Origin of the sequence: Bacillus cereus group sp. MYBK15-3 (genome assembly GCF_051916765.1) — a bacterium.
Taxonomy (GTDB): Bacteria; Bacillota; Bacilli; order Bacillales; family Bacillaceae_G; genus Bacillus_A; species Bacillus_A cereus.
This window is the reverse complement of sequence record NZ_JBQAHG010000002.1, coordinates 204542-226205: the sequence shown is the minus strand read 5'-3', so window position 1 is coordinate 226205 and position 21664 is coordinate 204542. Positions and strand designations below refer to the sequence as shown.

Genomic DNA, 21664 nt, shown 5'->3' with positions numbered 1-21664 from the left:
ATACTCACGATTTTAATTTAAACATCGTCCGACATATATTTCAAGTGAAAAAATTGTAACACCAAGAAAAAATATATATTACAGATTTCAAAAAAATTCAGTTAAATCTTGTATATATTTAAAAATATGACATATTATATAAAACTGTACTACATGAATCACTAATGCTGTTACATATACCTAGCTTTATTTATGTGTTGCAAACCAAGTATTTAATTGATCCATAATGTCTTCCATCGCCTTCATGTTAGAGAATTTAGGCAACTCCACTAATAACGCCTGTTTTGGCATTGTTACATTAGCGCCTTTCTTTTGGAGAACAAATATACTTTTTGCATTTTTCTCGTTTTTAAACATGGAAACAGGAAGCTGTAATAACCCTTGAATAAAGCATGTTTCTTTAATAAATGCATGTAATTTTGGTGCCTGGTCACTTTCAAAAATGAAGTTTGGTACTAAGAAGAATAAGTACCCGCCCTCTTTCGTATGTTTCACACTTTGTTCAATAAATAAGTGATGGGCATATGACATTCCTTCATCTGCTTTTAATTTATATTCACTTGCACCGATTTCGTTTGGATAATAACCAACTGGCAAGTCTGAAACGACTGCATCAACTGGATCGATATAAAGTGGTGCTAGTCCATCTTGATGGAAGAATTCGATTGCATGCTTTTGTAAATTTGCATTTACTAAAGCAAGTTTAATTAGCACTTCATCCACTTCTACACCAAATCCACTCATTGTTAGTCCTTCTTTAGCGCTATTAAACACTGTAGTCATTAAGTTACCTGTTCCAATTGCAGGATCTAAAACTGTAATTTCATTTTGACCTTGCATAAATTTATGGAATAAGTAACTCATGAACATCCCAACTGCATCAGGTGTCATTTCGTGATTCGCTTGTACGCCTTCTTTCATTCCTTTTAAGATGGCTAACTGAAATGCTTTACGAATTTCTTCACCTTTATATGTTTCTTCATTAAACGTACTATATTCACGATTCAGCCTTTCAATTGCTGATTCGGATAATTCCTCTTGTAAAATCGCTCCCTCAAACAAGTTATCACCTGTTTCTACAAGCGCCTCTAAATATGTTACATCTAATTCTTTACGTAAAACTACCGCAGAAGAATCAAAAATAGAAAATAATGTTTCTACTGTCTGACTCACGTACATTCCTCCTTCTCTCTTTTACACATAACTTATATCATACCACAAAGTGTTTTTTTCCAAAAAGAAAAAGCGACCTCCTGTAAAGAGCTCCCTTTTAAGTTATATATGATATAACGTTTTTTCTCATATATCGATGCCGTTATAGAGCAATATATGAGAAAAAACGACCTCTTTATAAGAGGTCATTTCCTTCACATTACTTCGCAGATTTAGCTGCTTCTAATGCTGCTTCATAGTTTGGATGGCTTGTACCTTCGCTTACGTACTCTGCGTAAACTACTTTGTCGTTGCTATCTACTACGAATACTGCACGAGCAAGTAAACGAAGCTCTTTCATTACTAAGCCGTAAGCTTCACCGAATGAAAGGTCACGGTGGTCAGAAAGTGTTACAACATTTTCTAAACCGTTTGCTGCACACCAGCGTTTTTGAGCGAATGGTAAATCAGCGCTAATTGTTAATACTTTCGCGTTTTCAATACCTGCTGCATCTTGGTTAAAACGACGTGTTTGTGCATCACAAACACCTGTGTCGATTGAAGGTACAACACTAATTAATTTCACTTCGCCTTTGTATGTTTCTAAACTTACTGGAGATAAGTCGTTTGCTAATACTTGGAAGTTTGGCGCTTGATCGCCAACTTTAACTTCTGTTCCAACTAAAGTCATTGGATTACCTTTAAAAGTTACGTTTGCCACTTGAAAATCCTCCCTTATTTAAACAAAATATGTACAATGTAAATGATAGTTTGTCCCTATCGATAATGCAAATAAAATCGCTTTATTTACAAAAAAATTAAAGAAGCTAACCTATTGATTAGCTTCTTTATTCGTTAAATTTGAAATTCAGGATCATCTTCTTTTCGTTTATCCATCATTTCTTTCACTTTATCAACAGCTTGTGGAGCTAATTCAATTATTTTATCGATGACATGTGTTTGTTTATCTAAGTGCAATACTTTCACACCATCTCCATTTATAACAAGAAAGGCAACAGGATTAATAGAAACTCCTCCACCACTTCCCCCGCCAAATGGATGGCGGCCTGAATGTTCTACTTTACCAAATTCACTTCCACCAGCAGCAAATCCAAAACTTACTTTTGAAACAGTAAGAATTACACTTCCATCTGCCGCTTTAATTGGGTCACCAACAATGGTATTTACATCAGTCATTTGTTTTAAATGCTGCATTGCGGTTGTCATTAAACCTTGAATTGGATGGTCCATTCTATATCCCCCCTATGCTTGAACAGATTTTTCTGTCATACCAGATCTTTGCTTCCTCATAAATATGAGCAATTTCACCGCTGTTTTTATAGTGCGGAATATCCGAAAAGATGCTGTTAACTCACATCTTGACGCAAATCCTTTCCCTTGAAAAACAGGAGTAATTTCAAATTCTGGTACATCGACAATATGCATATATTGTCCGACAACTCCAGCAGCCATACCTTTTGTCCCCCATGCATATCCAGTGACAATTCCAGTACTAGCTGCGTCGCCTGCTCCAATTTGTGTATGCCATTTCCAACCATTGATTTTCACTCGTTTGAGAAAATCTTTAACAATAGTATGAACTTCTTGAAGCTTTTTTATCAGTTCACCAATGCTGTCAAGTTGCGCCATAATTTTATTATCGAGTCCGCCGTCCTCTTCAGCTTTTTCGATTTTCTGTCCTGTCTTTTTCTGCTGTTTTTCAATTCTTTCCAACACATCAAATGTATATCGAATCATCCATATTTTCACTTGAAGCAAACATTGCTTTTCCATTTCTGAATATAAAAATGTCACCTTAAGCTTTATTTTCGACAATAGTATAAACAAAATAAAAAGAAGAAGAATTATTATTCCAATTACGAACCACTTCATACGTATCATCCTTTCACTCCGTACCCATTATCGACAACTTTATTCATCATTAAACAGGGTTCTATAAGATTGAATATAAAAATTTTTCTAAAAATAAAAAGGTATTTTGACAATTTATATCGAAATATATTATTTGAACATATCATCAGGGAACGGACTCTAATGATATGTAGCACGAAAAACAGAAAATTTAACTGCAGTGGAGGGATACATAATGGCAGATCGTCGCAATTTATTTTTCTTTTATGGTGATGACAAAGCAACGCTCGTTGAAAAAATGAAACCAATCTATCGTATTTTAGAAGAGAATGGATTTACCATATTAGATCATCCAAAAAATGCAAACGCTATCGTCAGTGTTGGAGATGATGCAACCTTCTTACAAGCCGTTCGTAAAACTGGTTTTAGAGAAGATTGTTTATACGCAGGGATTTCTACGAAAGATGAAACTTCTTTCTACTGCGATTTCCATATTGATCACGTTGATACAGCCCTTCAAGAAATTACAAAAAATGAAATTGAAGTGCGTAAATATCCAACAATTCAGGTAGATGTAGATCACAGTACATCTTTCCATTGTTTAAATGAGTTCTCATTACGTTCTAGTATTATAAAAACATTCGTTGTAGATGTTCACGTTGATGATTTATATTTCGAAACATTTAGAGGTGACGGTTTAGTAGTTTCTACCCCAACAGGAAGTACTGCTTACAATAAATCATTGCATGGCGCAGTTGTTGACCCACTTATTCCATGTTTCCAAGTAAGCGAACTAGCATCTTTAAACAACAACACTTACCGTACGCTCGGTTCACCTTTCATTTTAAATCACGAACGTACATTAACTTTAAAACTAAGACCAGACGGTAACGATTATCCTGTTATCGGCATGGATAACGAAGCGCTTAGTATTAAACAAGTGGAAAAAGCTGTTGTACGCTTAAGCGATAAACAAATTAAAACAGTTAAATTAAAAAACAACTCTTTCTGGGAAAAAGTACAGAGAACGTTTTTATAGGATTAAAATAACCGCAGAATTATGGAATTCCATAATTCTGCGGTTATTTATTTACCCCGATTGGCGCGGACAATAATCTCTTACTATCCGGCCGTTATTCTTGTCAGTTTTTGTCGGTAAGTCGATATATTCCGATAATCGCTCATATATTTTTACGCATCTTTTCTATAGACAACTTGGCCATCTATTACGGTCATTTCTGCTTGTACTTCTTTTATTTCTTCTGCCTCAATTTCAAACATATTGCGGTCTAATATTGTAAAGTCTGCTTCATATCCTTTTGTAATTTGCCCTCGCTTCGCTTCTTTTCCAATTGCATAGGCACTTCCTGTTGTAAATAAAGAAACAGCCTCATATACCGTTAATCTTTCCTCAGGCATATAGCATACACCGTCAATAAAACTTCTACGTGTAACAGCGCTATATATACCTAGAAACGGATTTACTTGTTCAATGGGGGCATCTGAGCCACCATTACAATGTAGCCCTGCTTCCAGTAATGTCTTCCAAGCATACGCATAACGAAGACGGCGCTCTCCTAGTTTTTCAATGACTGACGGAAAATCTGATGAAAGAAAGACTGGCTGTATATCTATAATGACTTGCAAGTTTTTCATTCTTTCAATTAACTCCTCACGAGCAAGCTGACAATGAATAATGCGGTCACGTAACCCTTTTGCTGGTGGATATAATTCGAGTGCATCAATGACATATTCAAGCGATAAATCACCGATAGTATGAATCGCAACTGGCATATGTAAATCTCGTGCTTTCTTCACTAATTCTGCAAGTTCTTCACATGAGAAAATCGCAACCCCATTCGTTTCCTTCGCATCTTCATACGGTTCACTTAATAATGCTGTTCTTCCGCCAAAAGAACCGTCAGAAAAAATTTTCATTGCCCCAAATTCAATATAATGTTCATTTTCATATTCTTTTCGTTCATGTGCTACTTCATGGTGAACGAGCAAATGGGCTTTAAATGGCATTTCTTTTATCACATGAGAAAACGCATTATGCGTTTTTCTAAAACCACCATAATAATTTAAATCTTCCGTATGCCCGCCAACAAGTCCGTATTTCCAGCAATCTTTAATCGCTGTTTGCAGAGCTCTTTGTAAATAAGCTTCATCAATTTCTGGCTGAACATGTTTAATTAATTCTTGCCCTTGTTCATATAAAAGTCCTGTTAACTTATTTGATGAATCCCTGCCAATTTTCCCGCCTTTTGGATCTTCTGTCGCTTCTGTTATATTCACTTCTTGCAGTATGTATGAATTCACCCATGTAACGTGACGACAAACTCTCTTTAATAAAATAGGATGGTCTTTCGAAATTTCATCTAAATCACGCGCTGAACATCTTTCGTATCTGTAAAGTTATTTTCATTCCATCCTTCTCCAATAATCCAAGAGCCCTTTGGAGCTTCTTCCACTCGCTTCTGAACAAGAGCCAGTACTTCGCTATAAGATGTACAATTTGATAAATCTAGACGGAGTAATCTCTCTCCATGCCCAATAAGATGCATATGGCTATCAACGAGACCTGGGATCATTGTTTTTCCTTTTAGGTCATGTAACTTTACGTTTGAATATCTGCTTTCTAATTCTCCCTTATTACCAGCATCAACAATTATGCCGTTTTCAACGTAAACAGCGTCCACTTTTTCATTTTCTTCTCTCATTGTGTAAATGGTGCCGCCATACCAAATTTCTCCCATATATCCCATCTCCTTTATTTTTTATTGTATAAAAAAAAGCACCATTTCAAAACATGGTGCTTTTCTAAAAATTACTTTTGTTCAGTAGTAGACGTTGTAACTTGCCATTCAATATTAAATTTATCTTTTACTTGTCCGTATGCTGGGCTCCAGAATGTTTCTTGAAGTGGCATGATAACTTCTCCACCTTCTTGTAACTTATCGAATACTTCTTTTGCTTTTTCTGCATTACTAATTTGAATTGCGATTGTTACTTGAGATCCGATTGCATGTCCTTGACCTGGGAATGTATCAGAAATCATAAGATCCGTATTACCAACTTTTAAAGTAGCGTGTAAAACACGCTCTTTCGCTTCAGCTGGAATCGGGTATTCTGGATTTTCAGGCATGTCACCAAAAGTTTGCATGACTTCTACTTTTGCATCTAAAGCCTCTTTATAAAACTGTACAGCTTCTTGCCCACTACCATCTAAAACTAAGTACGGATTAATCCCTAAAATCATACGGACACCTCTTTTTTAAGTTTATAAAATCGAACTTGTGTTCGTTTTTATATTATCATTGTTTTGCATTTCATTCAACTATTTACTTCACTGTTTTCAAAATTATTTTGACGGAATCTCCATCTCTTGTTTTCTAAGTTCAATACGGCGAATTTTTCCAGAAATCGTTTTTGGTAGTTCATCTACAAATTCAATTTTGCGAGGGTATTTATATGGTGCAGTGAGTTCTTTGACGTGTTGTTGGAGTGTTGGAATTAATGTTTCTTCGTTCTTTTCTATATTCTCTCTTAATACGATAAATGCCTTCACGACACTTCCACGAATTTCATCAGGACTTGCGACAACTGCACATTCTCTTACGTAAGGATGTTTTACAAGTGCATCCTCTACTTCAAACGGCCCGATTGTATAACCAGAGCTAATAATGATATCATCACCGCGCCCTTCAAACCAGAAGTAGCCGTCTTCATCTTTCTTCGCTTTATCACCTGTAATATAATAATCACCGCGGAATTGCATCGCTGTACGTTCATCGTCTTTGTAATATTGTTTAAAGAGGGCCGGCGTTTCAATGTGAACTGCAATATCACCAACTTCGCCTACTTTAACTGGAGTACCTTCCTCATTTACGATATCGACGTGGTTACCTGGCGTTGGTTTCCCCATTGAACCTGGTCTAATATCCATCCCTTTCATTACACCAACAAGTAATGTATTTTCCGTTTGCCCATAGCCGTCTCTCACTGTAATATGAAAGTGCTTTTGGAACGTTCCAATGACTTCTCTATTTAACGGCTCACCTGCTGATACAGCGCTATGTAATGCCTCTAAATTGTACTGGCTTAAATCTTCTACCTTTGCCATTAATCTATACTCAGTCGGTGTACAACAAAGTACATTCACCTTATTATCATCTAATAAGTTTAGGTACGTTTTCGGTTCAAACTTACCGTGATATACAAACCCTGTTGCTCCTGATCCTAGCGTTGCTAAAAACGGGCTCCAAATCCACTTTTGCCAGCCTGGACTAGCTGTTGCCCATACAATATCATTCTCTTCAATTCCGAGCCAATTTGGAGCGCTCGTACGTAAATGAGCGTATGCCCACCCATGTGTATGAACGACACCTTTTGGATTTCCTGTCGTTCCTGACGTGTAAGATAAAAAGACCATATCTTCTTTATCTGTCTTCGCCATTTCTAACATGTCACTCTCTGTTTCTAACGCTGTTTTTAAATTAATCCATCCATCTACTGACTGCTCGCTCAGGACAAATTTCCGAAGAGATTCCATCGCTTCTATATCATCAAACTGCCTAATATACGGCTCATAGCTTACTATCGCTTTTACTTCTCCATGTCCAATTCGATATTCTATATCTTTTTTACGTAACATTTCCGAGCTTGGAATTACGACAAATCCTGCTTTAATAGCAGCAATATACGTCATGTACGCTTCAATTAAACGCGGCATCATAATGAGAAGCTTGTCCCCTTTTTGCAAACCACTTTTTATAAAAGCGTTTCCAATTTTATTCGCACCTTGCATTAATTCAGCGTATGTAACTTCCCTTCGATTCCCTTTATCATCTTGCCAAATTAAAGCTAATTTCCCTTTATCACCCGTATATTTCTCTATTTCAGAAACTAAATTATAAGACGGTGGCGCCAACAATTCTTCTCGCTTCATAAAATATCCTCCCTTTTCTTTATGCCTCCTTTATATAATAAAGAATTTTCTGTTAATTTTGAACCCTCTTCTTTTGACAAATTTTTCAGTTCTGTCGAATTACTAAATGAAATTACATCAACTTACCGACAAATGGCAACACAAAAAAGAAAGAGCGGGAGAACCCGCTCTTTCTAAGCCATCATATGGGATTATTTTTGGTAACCGCCTAATTGTTGCTCAGCTAGTGAAACTAGACGTTTAGTGATTTCACCACCAACAGAACCGTTAGCGCGAGCTGTTGCATCAGCTCCAAGTTGAACACCAAACTCTTGAGCGATTTCGTATTTCATTTGGTCTAATGCTGATTCAGCACCAGGAACCGCTAATTTATTTGTGCTACGTGACATGTTATATCACCTCCTTGTGAGTATAGAGTGTGATAAATAACATGACTTCATACACGTTTTAGATATGGTAATTTATGGTTTAGAAAAGTTCTTCAAATTTTTCTTCTTCCGCCACTACTTCTATCGTTTGTAATACCATTGTTTCTTTGTTCGCTACAGCTTCATCGATTAATGGTGTGAAATCGTATTTCGCTTCAAAACGATTTGCTTTTTCACGTTTCGGCTTCGTCGCTGGGCTTGCTGGTGTAAATACAGTACAGCAATCTTCATATGGACGAATTGAAATATCATACGTGCCGATTTCTTCAGCGATTTTAATAATCTCTAATTTATCCATTGTAATAAGCGGACGAATAACTGGGTAGTTTGTTACTTCGTTAATCGTATGCATACTATCTAACGTTTGGCTTGCTACTTGCCCAAGACTTTCACCAGTCGTAATTGCAAGTGCGTTACGCTCCTCAGCAATACGTTCTGTAATACGCATCATCATACGGCGCATAACCGTCATTGAATAGCTAGATGGGATTTCTTTATTAATCGTTTTTTGCACTTCTGTAAACGGAACAAGGTGAAGCGTTACTCGTTTACAATACTTCGTTAACTCTTGCGCTAAATCGATTACTTTTTGTTTTGCACGCTCACTTGTGAAAGGTGGACTATGGAAGTGAACTGCTTCCACAGATACGCCGCGTTTCATCGTTAAGTAAGCTGCTACTGGGCTATCAATACCACCAGAAAGAAGTACCATTACTTTTCCGCCAACGCCAACTGGTAAACCGCCAGCTCCCATACGCTCATCACACATAATGTAGCTATAACCACTGCGAATTTCTACACGTACATTTACATCTGGATTATGAACATCTACAGTAATATCTTCTGTATTTTCTAGAATGTGTCCACCAATCTCAGGTAATAATTCCATCGTTCTCATTGGGAAATGCTTATAAGAACGGTGTACAGTAATTTTAAATGTTTTCACATCGCCTTTTACTTGTAAGAAAGCTGCTAATGCACCTTCTTTAATGTCTTCTAATTCTGATGGTACTTTCATCGCTAAGTTAAATTTATGAATGCCAAATACATCTTTCAATCTTTCAGATACCGCTTCATGATCTTCGCCATTTAACTGGATGTACATACGGTCATGTGTTGCATCGATTTTAATATTTGGGAATTTTTTCAGTTTGAACTTCACGTTATCTTTTAATGTGCTTACAAATTTAGAACGGTTCTTACCTTTTGTCGTCATTTCTCCATAACGCACTAAAATATATTCATATTTCAACATAATTTCTTTACCTCATCACTTCATATAATTTTGGCATCGTCTCTTTTACAATACCTTCAAATTGTTTTACTTCTTCCATTGTGTTTTCTGGTGCCAAACTAATACGAATAGCGCTTGCAGCTGCTGCATGCGGCACTCCCATTGACACTAACACTCTGCTCACTTCATTTGCTTTTGAAGAACAAGCAGATTTCGTTGACACATATACACCGTGTTCTTCTAAAGCATGAACGACTACTTCTGGTTTTAAACCAACAAATGATACATTTAAAATGTGCGGTGCTGCATATGCAAGCGACGTGTTAATCGTTACATCTTCCATCTCTTTAAAGAAACGAACAAGCTCTGCTTGTAAACTTTGCAAATGAGCTACCTTTTCTTTCACTTGTTCCATTGTCATGCGAAGTGCTTTCACCATCGCTACAATGCCAGGTAAATTCTCTGTACCAGAGCGATACTTAAGCTCTTGTTGACCACCTGATAAAATCGGATCTAATCTTACGCCATCGCGTACATAAAGAAGACCTGTTCCTTTTACACTGTGGAATTTATGTCCAGATATTGAGCAAAGATCAATATGAGAAGCATATAAATCAAGCGGTACTTTTCCTATCCCTTGTACATGATCTACATGGAATCTTATTTTCGGATGATTCGATAATAACGTTCCAATTTCAGCAACGGGTTGAATTGCTCCGGTTTCGTTGTTCACATGAATAATTGACACAAGAATCGTATCTTCACGAAGCGCTCGTTTCACATCTTCTACCGATACAACACCATGCTCGTTAACCGGTAAATATGTTACATCAAACCCGAGTTCTTCTAATTGCTTATATGCTTCAAACACAGACGCGTGTTCAATATTTGTTGTAATGATATGTTTGCCACGCGAACGATTCCTCATCGCTATCCCTTTAATCGCAAGGTTATTTCCTTCCGTTCCACCTGATGTAAAAATAATTTCAGAAGGTTTAACACGAAGAAGCTGCGCTGCAATCGTTCTTGATTGTGTTAATAGACGCTCTGCCTCTCCTCCAAGCGAATGAATAGAAGAAGGATTACCAAAATATTTCCCAGCAACCGTCACGTACGATTGAAGAGCTTCTGGATATGGCTTCGTCGTCGCACTATTATCAAAATAGATCATCGTTCTTCCCCTTTCAGCGCTATCACATCGTATAATCATATCATAAATACGTGTCATTACGCTAAGACTACGCAAAGGTTCCGTTTTATCTCGATTGGTGAAGGCTAATAATTGGCGAGGATGCCCTCCCATTACAGTTTCACTTTATCCCGCGTTAACGGGCAATAAGACTCTCACCTCAAAATCCAGTTAGAGCAAAGAAGTTAGATGGGAGATTAACTGCCCGTAAATGTCCGATTGGTGAAGGCTAGTAATCAGTGGGGATGAATCCTCCCACCGATTACAGTTTCACTTTATTTTGAAACGAATAACCTTGCTGTATTCCGCTATTCATTATAGCAACATCGCCTGCAAAATTACATAAAAAAACAAACCCTTTTATGAAAGGGTTTGTTCATTGTCTACATATTCAGCTATTTTTTGAACAACGCCAGGTTCAAGTTGCTCTAATACTGAAGCCGCTTGTTCTAAAGCTGCATCGTATTGGTATTCACGGAATAATTTCTCAGCATAATTTAAACTTTCTGCTAGGTTTTCATCATGACTACGGTAACGGTTACCGTACTGAATTAATTTTTCCACTAAATACGCTTGTCCAATTAACTCTTCTGTCATTTCAGCCACACCGTTCACAGTTGTATATGCTTCTTCTAAACTGCTATTTACAGCGTTCATATTTAACGGCTTCACTTCTAATTGTTCATATACAGCTTGCATTGCCATTTGCCCTCTTTTTAAATCTTCCATAATACTCTCTGGAAGACCTGGCAAATTCGACTTTTGCATAAAGCGTTTCGTTTCGAAAATAGTATTTCGCATTTCTTGTAACTTCTCACGTGCTTCAAATTCTTCTTTGCGCATCGTTTGCAGCATTTCTTTATATTCTGCATGAAGTACTTTTAACGTTTCACATTGCTCATAAACCTCTTCTAGTTCCTCGCGAATAATAGAGAAGGCAATATCTTGTTCTGCAACGCGTAATTGTAGCATTTCAAAACGTTTCGTTAAAATGTGCATTTGCTTTTCAATTACTTTTTGAGACTCAATGTCTTTATCTTGTAACTGATAGCTTTGTTTCACAAGTTGTGTTTCTGTTTTCGTTTCAATCGTTTCGATGCGCATTTCTTCTAAATCATCATAAACAGAAAGTGTTTTTTGCTCCACATAATGTCTCGCATGTACTTCTTGTTCCAGTTGATCGTAGAAGCCATCTAAACGTATTTTTAAGTTTTCTACTTTTTCAGCCGCTTCTGTTATATGAAGCTCCTGTATATCCATTAAACATGTTTGTAGTTGTTTCGTCATATCACGAACTTCTTTAGGGACTTCCAAATAATCTAATACATAACCTTGTCTTACCATATCATTGTGTCCGTGTAATAAATCTTCCAGCTGAACTGGTAACGTCGCTTGACACTCTACCAATAAATCTGGAATTTGGTGAATAATGATTTCTAAATCTGCTAAACCTTCTTCCAAACTAATAACAATTTCTCTCGCTTTTAAATAGTCGCCATTGTTTGTCGCTTCTTCAAAGGTTTTAAATTTCTCAGATTCAGCGTCTAGCATCTCTTCGATTTTCTGCTCTGCTGCTCCATACATATGTCTATGAGCAAGAACACTCTTTTTCATACTACGATATGTATCACGTAACCCTTCAATTTCCGAGCTATTTTTCTCATGGCTTTCTAACAATTGCTGTAATTCATTTAAAATGTCCGTAATACGATTATCAGCGTCATCTAAACCACTTATGGATTCGTTCATCGCATGCTTTGCTTTTCGGAAGGAGAATTGCGAGGCGAATTTTCGCGCTTGCGCTAAATCTTTGTCAGCTTTCGGAAGGGTTGTTGATACAATTTCATCCCATTCTTCACGCCATTTACCAAACAGTTCTTCTGTTTGACCCGTCATGTTTAAATCTTTTACCCGTTTTAGTTCATCTGCCACAGGTTTATCTTTTATCTCTTGTTTCCACTGCTCCAGTGTTTCAATATCTTTATATGAACGATTTCTTATCACAAGCTCTATCATGAGCAGCACTAGAATAGAGCTTACTACAATGATAACGATCGTCAGGATAGAATCCATGCAAAAAAGCCTCCTAGTTATATCTCTTTTTTTGTCCGTTCCGTTTATGAAATGGAAGGCATTATGTATAAAAAGGGAATTCCCCTATATTTAACAACTAACAATGTACTAATCATACCATGTAATGGTTTGTTTTTGACCTAGTTTTTTTAAAAATTTCATGTTCCTTTCAATGTGATTGTAATCTTTCTCAATATTCCGCCTACCTCACTACCTATCCTCAAATGATTGTAATAACAAACAATCTTTCGTATGGGATACGAAATAAATTTTCCGCATGAGTGGTGGTTCAACAGAAATTACATGTACATTTCCTTGCCTTACAGACTGCTCTACTGCCCTTTCTGGAAGTAACGTGATACCAAGGCCAGCTTTTACCATTGCAAGCATCGGTTCTGCGTAAGATGTTTCCACAGCTATAGTTGGTTTTACACCTATTTCATGAAACATGTTCATAATCATTTTCCTTACATCACATATTTCTGGATATACAATTAATTTTTCATTGTGCAGCTCTTCTATTTGAATGACTATCTTCTCTTTGTACGGATGATTATTTGAAACGGCACAAACAATTTTCTCTTGTTGCACTTCTTTTATATACGTAGCACCTTCTACTACTGAATCGATGAACATCGCGTCAATCTCCCGCGCTTTAAATAACTCTCTTAATACTTCCGTATGTCCGATTTGCCATTCCACTTCGAACTCATCACCTAATATATCTTTACATTCTGATATGTAATACTCCGCTAAACTCGGTAGTATACCAATTGAAAACTTCCGGTTCTCTTGATACCCCCTCATTTCTGTTTTCACTTCATTTATTTGCTCCAAAATTGGTAACATTCTTTTTATAAATAACTCTCCTGCCTCCGTTAACTCTACTCCTTGCGCAGAACGTTTAAGTAAAGTAACCTCTAAATCCGCTTCTAACTTTTGAATTTGTTTACTAAGCGCTGGTTGAGATATATGTAAAATCTTACTTGCCTTTGATAAACTTCGCGTATGCTTCACTTCAATAAACGATCGTACTGCCTCCAAATCCATTGTACACACCTCTAACAAAAAGTTATAACCGTTATAAGAAATCGATATTTCCTCCTATAAACAATTACTCTTTATACTTATTTCATCAACTTACTATAACGAAATGTAAAGGGGAAAGATACTCTTGAACAAAAAACAAATGCTACTCGGATCCTTTCTATGCTTACTCGCCGTCACTGCCTGGGGATTTATGTTTCCTGTAATGGCAAATGCTCTGCAATTTATCGATCCATTCTTCTTCACAACGCTTCGCTATGGATCAGCAGCTATTATTTTTCTTATTTTGCTATTAATTACTGAAGGAAAGACTTCACTCCGCTTAGAAAAAAGAACACTTTCTCTATTCTTTTACGGGACAGTCGGTTTCGCGGGGTATGGTTTTCTCGTTTTCTACGGACAACAACTTGCCGGACCTTCCGGAGCAATCCATGCAGCTATGATTCAATCCCTTATGCCACTGATTGCCTTATCACTGCAATGGATAACGAAAAATCGCCGCCCACAAAACTATACATTCCTTTGTATGTTCGTTGCATTACTTGGTGTTATGCTTGTCATTTCAAAAGGAAATATTGAATTACTATTTGGAGCTGCAAGCCACTTATCAACAAATATATTGATGCTATGCGGCGTTACTTGCTGGGTCATTTATACAAACGGGGGTGCTCGTTTTCAATCTTGGTCACCACTTAGGTACACGACATTAACTTGTTTATTTGGCTCCATTTCACTCATCGTTATTGTTACTTTCTTAACTTACACAAATATAGTTACTATGCCGTCACTGCGTACAGTTGTGAGCGTTCGTTTTGAACTCTTTTATATGTCGATTATCGCAGGCGTTATCGCTGTATTTTGCTGGAATATGGGAAATCGCTATATTTCATCTATTAACGGCATATTATTTATGAATTTAGTTCCTATCCTTGCACTGATTGGTTCTATCTTTCGAGGTTATACAGTCGATAAAATTGAAATCGCTGGAGCTGCATTAACAATTATCGCGCTATTATGTAACAATTTATGGCAAAGAAAAGTAAACATAAAAATCCCCACCTTAGTTCGTTAGGTGGGGATTCTTCACATATGAACAGCTCTTGGCCATTCATGGTACATATTCGCTTTACATAATGCTTGTTCCATCCATTGCTCAATCTCTTTCGTGTACATCTCTATAAAAAATGTCTCAGACGGGAAAGAATGCAGTACTTCTGATATATATTGTGGATATAAAAACGGCATATTTATCATACCTTTTAATTGCGTCATAAACATTGTAAATGATACTTTCTGAAATTCTTGTTTCATTTGTCCTTGTCTAATCATTTGTTCTATATAATATCTTTCTTTAGAAAAATAAACGGTCATCACTTCACGAATTAATGTCGTATCAAGCGAAAGCTCTCGGTAGAAGAAACGTGTTAGTTCTCTATTTTCAAATTGATATCGTAAAATCCCGCGCACCATTTGCACCATTACATCTTTAGTCGACAAATACTCTCTCTGTTCAAACGACATTTCAATCACATGAATATATCCTTCTAAAAAATCAGTAATAAGCTGTTCTAATAAACCTTGCTTCCCAGCAAAATAATATGAAATATTCGCTACATTCACATCCGCTCGCTTTGCAATGTCTCGCACCGACGTTCCATCATAACCTTTCGTATTAAACAACGATATTGCCGCATCAATTACTTTTTGTTTCGTCTGCTTCATGCGCTCACTTCCCTTCAATGAACAGCTATAGTTTAAATTTCTTGACTTTTAAGACAAATTCCTTTAATTTTCTATCGACAAAGTCATGTGAAATACATCGTATTTTGCTAATATTTTACACATCTCGATAAAAAAGGAGCTGTTTCCATGTTTACTAAAGAAAGTTATGCAGGATCTCGCGTGCAGCAATATGAGACAGTAATTAAACAACTGGATGCGTTATTAACTGGCGAATCAAACGTAGTCGCAAACTTATCAAATGCGTCCGCATTATTAAACCAATTTTTAGATCGCGTTAATTGGGTTGGCTTTTACGTAACAGAAGGAACTCAGCTTGTTCTTGGACCGTTCCAAGGAATGCCTGCTTGCGTGCGCATTCCATTTGGACGAGGCGTTTGCGGCGTAGCAGCTGAAACGAAAACAACACAGCTTGTAGCAGACGTTCACCAATTCCCAGGTCACATCGCTTGCGATAGTGCTTCTAATTCAGAAATCGTTGTACCGATTGTGAAAGAAGGAGCTGTCATTGGTGTACTTGACATTGATAGTCCTGAAAAGAATCGTTTCGATGAAGTAGATCAGCGCTATTTAGAAAAGTTTGTGGAAACACTCCTAAAACATATGTAAAAAGAAAAGAGCGAGTTATCGATTTAGTACGCCCTGTACAAAACCGATAGCTCACTCTTTTTTCATTGATTTACAGTAGATATTTTCTTTAATGCCTGCTCTAAATCAGAAACGATATCCTCCCACGATTCTAAACCGACTGATAAGCGTATTAAATTATCGAAAATGCCCATTTCTTTTCTTAGTTCAGCTGGAATCGCAGCGTGCGTCATCGTTGCTGGATGCTGAATTAACGTTTCTGTATCTCCTAAACTCACCGCAATTGTAATAAAGTGAAGATCATTAATAAACGCTTGCGTCTCTTCTTTTCCGCCTTTTACTGAAAAAGAAATAACACCGCCCCCGCGTTTCATTTGACGAGATGCTAACTCCCCTTCTGGATACCAAACACCTTCTACCGCATCATGTTTTCTTAGGAACGATACAATTTTTTCTGCATTATCACAATGACGATCCATTCTTACTGCTAACGTCTTTAACCCGCGTAATAATAACCACGCATCAAACGGTGCCATAATACCGCCGATATCCTTTCGCATCGGGCGAATCTTTTCAGCTAATGCTTTCGTTTTACAAATTGTTACGCCCGCTACAACGTCACCGTGACCACCAATATATTTTGTCGCACTATGCACAACAGCGTCACAGCCAAGCTCAAGCGGTCTTTGTAAATAAGGTGAACAAAATGTATTATCAACAATAACAAGTAAGCCATTTCGCTTTGCAACCCGAATCACTTGTTTTAAATCAATTAATTTCATTGTCGGATTAATCGGTGTTTCAACGAAAATAAGCTTTGTATTTGGGCGAATTTTATTTTCAATATCAACCTCTGTCTCCATATCACAAAACGAATGCGTAATCATAAATTTTTCTTCTAACACTTCTAAAAAACCGTACGTGCATCCATATAATCCATTTGAACAAATAATATGATCTCCAGCTTTTAGAAAACCGATTAACGTTGCTGAAATAGCTGCCATACCAGATCCGAAGGCAAGTGCTTCTTCTCCTCCTTCTAACAACGCCATACGTTCTTCAAATAATTTCACAGTTGGATTTCCAAGCCGTGAGTAAATATAAGATGGATCCACTCCCGCAAAACTCGCCTCTCCTTGCTGCGCAGTCTCAAATGTAAATGTAGAAGTTTGAAATAAAGGTGGTGTTAAACTTCCTTTATGTTCCTCAGGTGTATAACCGTGGTGAATTAACGCTGTCTCCATATGCTTCTTTTTCATAAAAACATCCCCCTTATGTTTTTATTGCCGCATATTCATCCATAAAAATTTGATGAACGTTTTCCTTTATTTTATGTAAGCGTTTTATTTGTGTTTCTATCTCTTCTTCTATATTGTTTTAAATTCCTTCTTATATTAATTTCCAAAATTTTTATGCATAAAACAAAAACGTACTCGCTTGACGAAACTCTGGGTAAAAGATATAATAGCGTTTGTGTAAAATAAAAAGGCAGCCTTGTAATGTGAGTTTATCGTTTGTATTTTGTTCCTCTACGGAGGTGTATCTCGTAACTCCCTGCTGCTGGAGCGAAGGTACATGAAAACAAAATGCCCGTAAATATCGATTACGTCTGTTTTTATTTTACGTAAATAAAAACATTTTTAAAGGAGGAGTCAACTATGGCTCGTTATACAGGTCCAGCTTGGAAACTGTCTCGTCGTCTTGGAATCTCTCTAAGCGGCACAGGAAAAGAATTAGAAAAACGCCCTTACGCACCAGGTCCTCACGGTCCTAACCAACGTAAGAAACTTTCAGAATACGGTTTACAATTACAAGAGAAACAAAAACTTCGTCACATGTACGGCATGACTGAGCGTCAATTCCGTCGCACATTTGACCAAGCAGGTAAAATGCCTGGTAAGCACGGCGAAAACTTCATGATCCTTCTTGAAGCTCGTCTTGACAACTTAGTTTACCGTATGGGCTTAGCTCGCACTCGTCGTGCAGCTCGCCAATTAGTAAACCACGGTCACATCATGGTTGATGGCGCTCGCGTAGATATCCCATCTTACCGTGTAAAACCTGGTCAAACTATCAGCGTTCGCGAAAAATCTAACAGCCTTGTTGTTGTTAAAGAAGCGATCGAAGTTAACAACTTCGTACCAGAATACTTAACTTTCGATGCTGACAAATTAGAAGCTACTTACACTCGTCACGCTGAGCGTTCTGAGTTACCAGCTGAAATCAACGAAGCATTAATCGTAGAGTTCTACTCTCGTTAATTAAATCGCTTTGTAGATACTAGTATTAAAAACCCTAGAAACGTTATTATAACGCCTTTTCTAGGGTTTTTTGCTGTTCTTATGGTTTGTAAAATACCTTAAATAAAATTAATCATTTTGGGGAGGTTTTTGGGGGACTTTTTGGATAAAATAAGCGTGGGCAAATGCTATTTCCCCTATATTTTTCAATAGGAATATATATCCAAGATATAATAAAAAGCCACACTCCTTTGAATGTGACTACATTAATTCATCATCTATTAACCTATTCTCTTCTTTATAATACTTTTCAATTACTCACATTATAGAACGCTGATTTTTATAAGAGTCAGTCCGGAAGTTGAATTTTTCTTTTTCATTAGGTGAATCTAAGAAAGAAGCACACCAAAAAATATATTCCGTACTATGGCTCCTTAATTCTTTTGCAAAACTATTCTCTTCATTTAAGTTAATCCATATGTACACTTTATGATTTAACAATTCAAATTTAATCTTTTTCTTCTCATTTTCATCTGTTTCTTCAAAACACTTTCTACCTAAATCAAGAACTTTTGTAATATGATCCATTAAATCCTTTTGCATCCTTCTTTTCTCAGGCAATGATACAGTCACCTTACGGTCTTTCTCTTTGTTTTGATTTAAGGTTCTAACACTATAAATTGACAATAATAAAGTAAAAAAAGATATAACCAGCGTACCAAATTTAATCCAATCCATTTTTCCCCTCCTTATGTAGTAAATACATATTACCACATAAGGTTATCACTATATAGTAAACCCCTTTTATCACATTACTTCACATTTTTTTTAGCTTCCTCTTCACCCTTACGAGCAGCTAATATACGTGGAACCGATGTTTTCATAAAAAACTCTGCCATTTTTAACGCTGTTTCTTCACTAGGTGGATTATCTAAAATAGTTCGTTCTTTTCTTTCTATAAGATTCTTCCTTTCATTCATAACTTTTTACCTCTTTTCTTTTTATCCCCTTTGTAAGTGAATATCGTACACAACTTACCATCTTCCAGAACAACTTTTCTGTCATAATCCGCTAGAATTTCCTCACGATTTATTTTTTCTACTTTCTCACCAACTCGCCAGTATCCAGCACGAAGCAGAAATTCAGAATACCCTTCTGGAATCGGTAATTCATAACCATCTAAGGTAATTTTAGTTACTTCAATACCTTCTCTAATTATCATCGAATCACCCTTTTAATTTTGAATATGGATAAGTTTGATTTAATATAAAAAAGGGTATGAATAATGTTCACAACCTTTTTCGTGATGTCATAGTAAAGGCGTGCCTCATTTTTTCTTTTTAGTTTTTATACTTCCAATTTTTTCTATTGTTGTTCTAAGTTTCCCATCTTCCCCCACAAACCAATGGTATTCATATCCATCTTTTATGTATCTACTCGGGCACGGTTCACTACTTTCACATGGTGTTCCATATTTATCAAGCAAATCGTAAATTCTTTGTGATACTTCTCTTTTTCCAACAGGTGTATTAATGTAAGGCATCATAATCCCTCCAATTATTATCGTTATTGTTTATTCATAATAAAAAATCATTCTTTCAGTTGGAATATGGATAAGTTCGCTTAGAGGTATATTAATACCTCTAATAAACTCATTACAATGTAATATTTACAGTTATCTCCTTAAATCGGTATAATTTACTTATTAAAGGAGGGAGATTTTTGAGTTTAAATATGTATTTAGGGGAAGTACAGGCTCAAACACAAAGTATGAATGCTTTCTGTACCGCTACTATTCAAGGTATGGAACAAGCTATTCAGTCGATTGATGCTTTTACCAGTGATACTGTTCTACAAGGGCAAACTTACGATAGCGCAAAAGCATTCTTTGCAGAAACTTTTGGTCCTTTGGCACAAGGAATCATTTACTTATGTGAGGAATTAATTCGTCAGAACGATGCCTTTCCAAGTCAATTTCAATCACAGGTAGCTTCAACAGATGTTATTGAACAAGAAATATTAGAACAAATTCGAGAAATTGACCGAATGATAGCAAGTACAGAAGCCCTCCATCAAACTATGCCAATTTCGGGCATGGACGCTATGGTAAATCTTTTCATTGCCATGAGGCGCAAACTTCAAGAAAAGTTAGATCATTTGTATCAGTTCAACCAAACATCTAGTAATAACTATAATACAGCAATTCAATTAGCCGCTAGCATTGCGACGGGGCTTGCTGAAGTTCAAAGTGGGAAAGGTTTTAGTCCAGCAAGTGGTACATTTAGTACACAAGGATTAAATATGGAGTGGGCGACTTCAATTCAAGCGATTGCAGAAGATAGGAATCGTCAGGCTGATAATTCAATCGAAGAAGGTGCAATGTGTGGTAAACCAAAATCTGATTTAGAGAAAGCTTGGGATGGTCTTTATGATGGTGCAGGAAAAGGTGTTGGAGATGCTTGGGAAGGATTTAAAGCGTTAGGTGACGGCGAAACATGGTCAGACATGTGGGATGCTGTTGTCAATTATGATGAGACTCTTCCTGCTATGTGGAACGCTTTCTCAGATTCTTTTATGAATGACGTTTGGCATGGCGATGTTGAAAGTGGATTCCGCTGGGGTTCTTATTTAGTAACATCAGTCGGTCTAGGGTTACTTGGTGGGAAAGGTCTTGATAAGGCTTCTAAACTTGCTAGAGGAGCAAACATGTACAAAGTAACTGAAGCTTTTCCACCACGTTTACAACCTGCTTTTGCAGGTGTTGGTCTCACTGGTGAAGCAATAGTAAGCACACTTCCACCATCAGGAAATTGGGTTAATTATTTAAGCGGTTATCTTATGTTTGCTAGACCATCTTGGAGACAATCAGAACTTGACGTAGGTAAGGAGTATCCTAACTATGACGACCAAGTTGCTTTTAAAGACAGAGAAGAAGTTTCAAAAGTTACAAAAGGTAGTACAAGACCTGATTTTTACACAAAGGGTCACAGCTTGGAAGTGAAAAATTATGACTTGTCTACTTCATCAAAAAGAAGTAACCTAGTTAGAGTTATTGTTAAACAAGTTAATGATAGGGTTGATAATTTACCTATAGGTACAAAGCAAACTGTCATCATTGATATACCGAGGACAAACTGTTCCTGAAGAGGC

22 protein-coding genes and 1 pseudogene are annotated in these 21664 nt (G+C 36.8%); 5 read left to right on the top strand and 18 right to left on the bottom strand.

What is annotated here, in order from left to right:
• Window positions 1–186: 186 nt before the first annotated feature.
• The 4 genes from ACTFR8_RS09565 to ACTFR8_RS09550 all read right to left on the bottom strand — a co-directional run bounded on the left by ACTFR8_RS09565 (window position 187) and on the right by ACTFR8_RS09550 (window position 3054).
• Complete coding sequence (locus tag ACTFR8_RS09565) at window positions 187–1173, bottom strand: class I SAM-dependent methyltransferase (protein WP_000084367.1); 987 nt, start codon at window positions 1171–1173, stop codon at window positions 187–189.
• 199 nt (window positions 1174–1372) lie between these two features.
• Window positions 1373–1873 carry a thiol peroxidase gene (gene tpx / locus ACTFR8_RS09560; RefSeq protein WP_000024525.1) on the bottom strand — a complete coding sequence of 167 codons (501 nt, stop codon included), beginning with the start codon at window positions 1871–1873 and terminating at the stop codon, window positions 1373–1375.
• Between the two features lie 134 nt (window positions 1874–2007).
• Entirely contained in the window at window positions 2008–2403 is a 396-nt protein-coding gene (gene ytfJ / locus ACTFR8_RS09555; protein WP_000350003.1) for a GerW family sporulation protein, read from the bottom strand.
• Between the two features lie 12 nt (window positions 2404–2415).
• Window positions 2416–3054, bottom strand: coding sequence for a DUF2953 domain-containing protein (locus ACTFR8_RS09550; RefSeq protein ID WP_002098024.1), 639 nt, complete (start codon window positions 3052–3054; stop codon window positions 2416–2418).
• Between the two features lie 205 nt (window positions 3055–3259).
• On the opposite strand from ACTFR8_RS09550, the gene ACTFR8_RS09545 reads away from it, so the two are divergent.
• Entirely contained in the window at window positions 3260–4063 is an 804-nt protein-coding gene (locus ACTFR8_RS09545; RefSeq protein ID WP_000785186.1) for an NAD kinase, read from the top strand.
• Between the two features lie 152 nt (window positions 4064–4215).
• Here ACTFR8_RS09545 and ACTFR8_RS09540 read toward each other — a convergent pair.
• The 8 genes and pseudogenes from ACTFR8_RS09540 to ACTFR8_RS09505 form a co-directional block, all read right to left on the bottom strand.
• Window positions 4216–5783 (bottom strand): annotated as a pseudogene (locus ACTFR8_RS09540) (amidohydrolase).
• A 71-nt stretch (window positions 5784–5854) separates the two neighbouring features.
• Window positions 5855–6286 carry a VOC family protein gene (locus tag ACTFR8_RS09535; protein ID WP_000600350.1) on the bottom strand — a complete coding sequence of 144 codons (432 nt, stop codon included), beginning with the start codon at window positions 6284–6286 and terminating at the stop codon, window positions 5855–5857.
• A 102-nt stretch (window positions 6287–6388) separates the two neighbouring features.
• Window positions 6389–7975, bottom strand: a complete 1587-nt coding sequence (gene mbcS / locus ACTFR8_RS09530; protein ID WP_100619205.1) for an acyl-CoA synthetase MbcS — start codon at window positions 7973–7975, stop codon at window positions 6389–6391.
• A gap of 191 nt (window positions 7976–8166) precedes the next feature.
• The gene (locus ACTFR8_RS09525) at window positions 8167–8364 is read right to left on the bottom strand and encodes an alpha/beta-type small acid-soluble spore protein (protein ID WP_000091640.1); all 198 of its coding nucleotides are present in this window, start codon (window positions 8362–8364) and stop codon (window positions 8167–8169) included.
• A gap of 79 nt (window positions 8365–8443) precedes the next feature.
• Window positions 8444–9658: a tRNA uracil 4-sulfurtransferase ThiI gene (gene thiI / locus ACTFR8_RS09520; RefSeq protein WP_000922336.1), complete on the bottom strand. Its 1215-nt coding sequence runs from the start codon at window positions 9656–9658 to the stop codon at window positions 8444–8446.
• A 7-nt stretch (window positions 9659–9665) separates the two neighbouring features.
• On the bottom strand, window positions 9666–10808 hold the full coding sequence (locus ACTFR8_RS09515) for a cysteine desulfurase family protein (protein WP_000638992.1): 1143 nt from the start codon (window positions 10806–10808) through the stop codon (window positions 9666–9668).
• A 378-nt stretch (window positions 10809–11186) separates the two neighbouring features.
• Entirely contained in the window at window positions 11187–12899 is a 1713-nt protein-coding gene (gene ezrA, locus ACTFR8_RS09510) for a septation ring formation regulator EzrA (RefSeq protein WP_252209701.1), read from the bottom strand.
• Window positions 12900–13109: 210 nt separating this feature from the next.
• A complete protein-coding gene (locus ACTFR8_RS09505) occupies window positions 13110–13949 on the bottom strand; it encodes a LysR family transcriptional regulator (RefSeq protein ID WP_000362536.1) in 840 nt (279 codons plus the stop codon).
• A 124-nt stretch (window positions 13950–14073) separates the two neighbouring features.
• Here ACTFR8_RS09505 and ACTFR8_RS09500 point away from each other — a divergent pair, with 124 nt between their 5' ends.
• Window positions 14074–15018, top strand: a complete 945-nt coding sequence (locus tag ACTFR8_RS09500; protein ID WP_002164204.1) for a DMT family transporter — start codon at window positions 14074–14076, stop codon at window positions 15016–15018.
• Window positions 15019–15029: 11 nt separating this feature from the next.
• On the opposite strand, the gene refZ is transcribed toward ACTFR8_RS09500, so the two are convergent.
• Window positions 15030–15668: a forespore capture DNA-binding protein RefZ gene (gene refZ, locus ACTFR8_RS09495; RefSeq protein ID WP_098938301.1), complete on the bottom strand. Its 639-nt coding sequence runs from the start codon at window positions 15666–15668 to the stop codon at window positions 15030–15032.
• A 147-nt stretch (window positions 15669–15815) separates the two neighbouring features.
• On the opposite strand from refZ, the gene ACTFR8_RS09490 reads away from it, so the two are divergent.
• The gene (locus ACTFR8_RS09490) at window positions 15816–16295 is read left to right on the top strand and encodes a GAF domain-containing protein (protein WP_000494342.1); all 480 of its coding nucleotides are present in this window, start codon (window positions 15816–15818) and stop codon (window positions 16293–16295) included.
• Window positions 16296–16357: 62 nt separating this feature from the next.
• Here ACTFR8_RS09490 and megL read toward each other — a convergent pair whose 3' ends face one another.
• Entirely contained in the window at window positions 16358–17533 is a 1176-nt protein-coding gene (gene megL / locus ACTFR8_RS09485) for a methionine gamma-lyase (RefSeq protein WP_000726564.1), read from the bottom strand.
• A gap of 399 nt (window positions 17534–17932) precedes the next feature.
• On the opposite strand from megL, the gene rpsD reads away from it, so the two are divergent.
• Entirely contained in the window at window positions 17933–18535 is a 603-nt protein-coding gene (gene rpsD, locus ACTFR8_RS09480; protein WP_000135317.1) for a 30S ribosomal protein S4, read from the top strand.
• A 297-nt stretch (window positions 18536–18832) separates the two neighbouring features.
• Here the strand turns inward: rpsD and ACTFR8_RS09475 are convergent, their stop codons facing one another.
• The 4 genes from ACTFR8_RS09475 to ACTFR8_RS09460 all read right to left on the bottom strand — a co-directional run bounded on the left by ACTFR8_RS09475 (window position 18833) and on the right by ACTFR8_RS09460 (window position 20057).
• Window positions 18833–19252 carry a hypothetical protein gene (locus tag ACTFR8_RS09475; RefSeq protein ID WP_100619201.1) on the bottom strand — a complete coding sequence of 140 codons (420 nt, stop codon included), beginning with the start codon at window positions 19250–19252 and terminating at the stop codon, window positions 18833–18835.
• Window positions 19253–19326: 74 nt separating this feature from the next.
• Complete coding sequence (locus ACTFR8_RS09470; protein WP_001005733.1) at window positions 19327–19494, bottom strand: hypothetical protein; 168 nt, start codon at window positions 19492–19494, stop codon at window positions 19327–19329.
• Entirely contained in the window at window positions 19491–19736 is a 246-nt protein-coding gene (locus ACTFR8_RS09465; RefSeq protein WP_000586754.1) for a hypothetical protein, read from the bottom strand. The genes ACTFR8_RS09470 and ACTFR8_RS09465 overlap by 4 nt, the downstream gene beginning before the upstream one ends.
• Before the next feature lie 105 nt (window positions 19737–19841).
• Complete coding sequence (locus ACTFR8_RS09460) at window positions 19842–20057, bottom strand: hypothetical protein (protein WP_100619199.1); 216 nt, start codon at window positions 20055–20057, stop codon at window positions 19842–19844.
• 179 nt (window positions 20058–20236) lie between these two features.
• Between ACTFR8_RS09460 and ACTFR8_RS09455 the strand changes: the two genes are divergently transcribed.
• On the top strand, window positions 20237–21658 hold the full coding sequence (locus tag ACTFR8_RS09455; RefSeq protein WP_283259422.1) for a T7SS effector LXG polymorphic toxin: 1422 nt from the start codon (window positions 20237–20239) through the stop codon (window positions 21656–21658).
• Window positions 21659–21664: the final 6 nt, after the last annotated feature.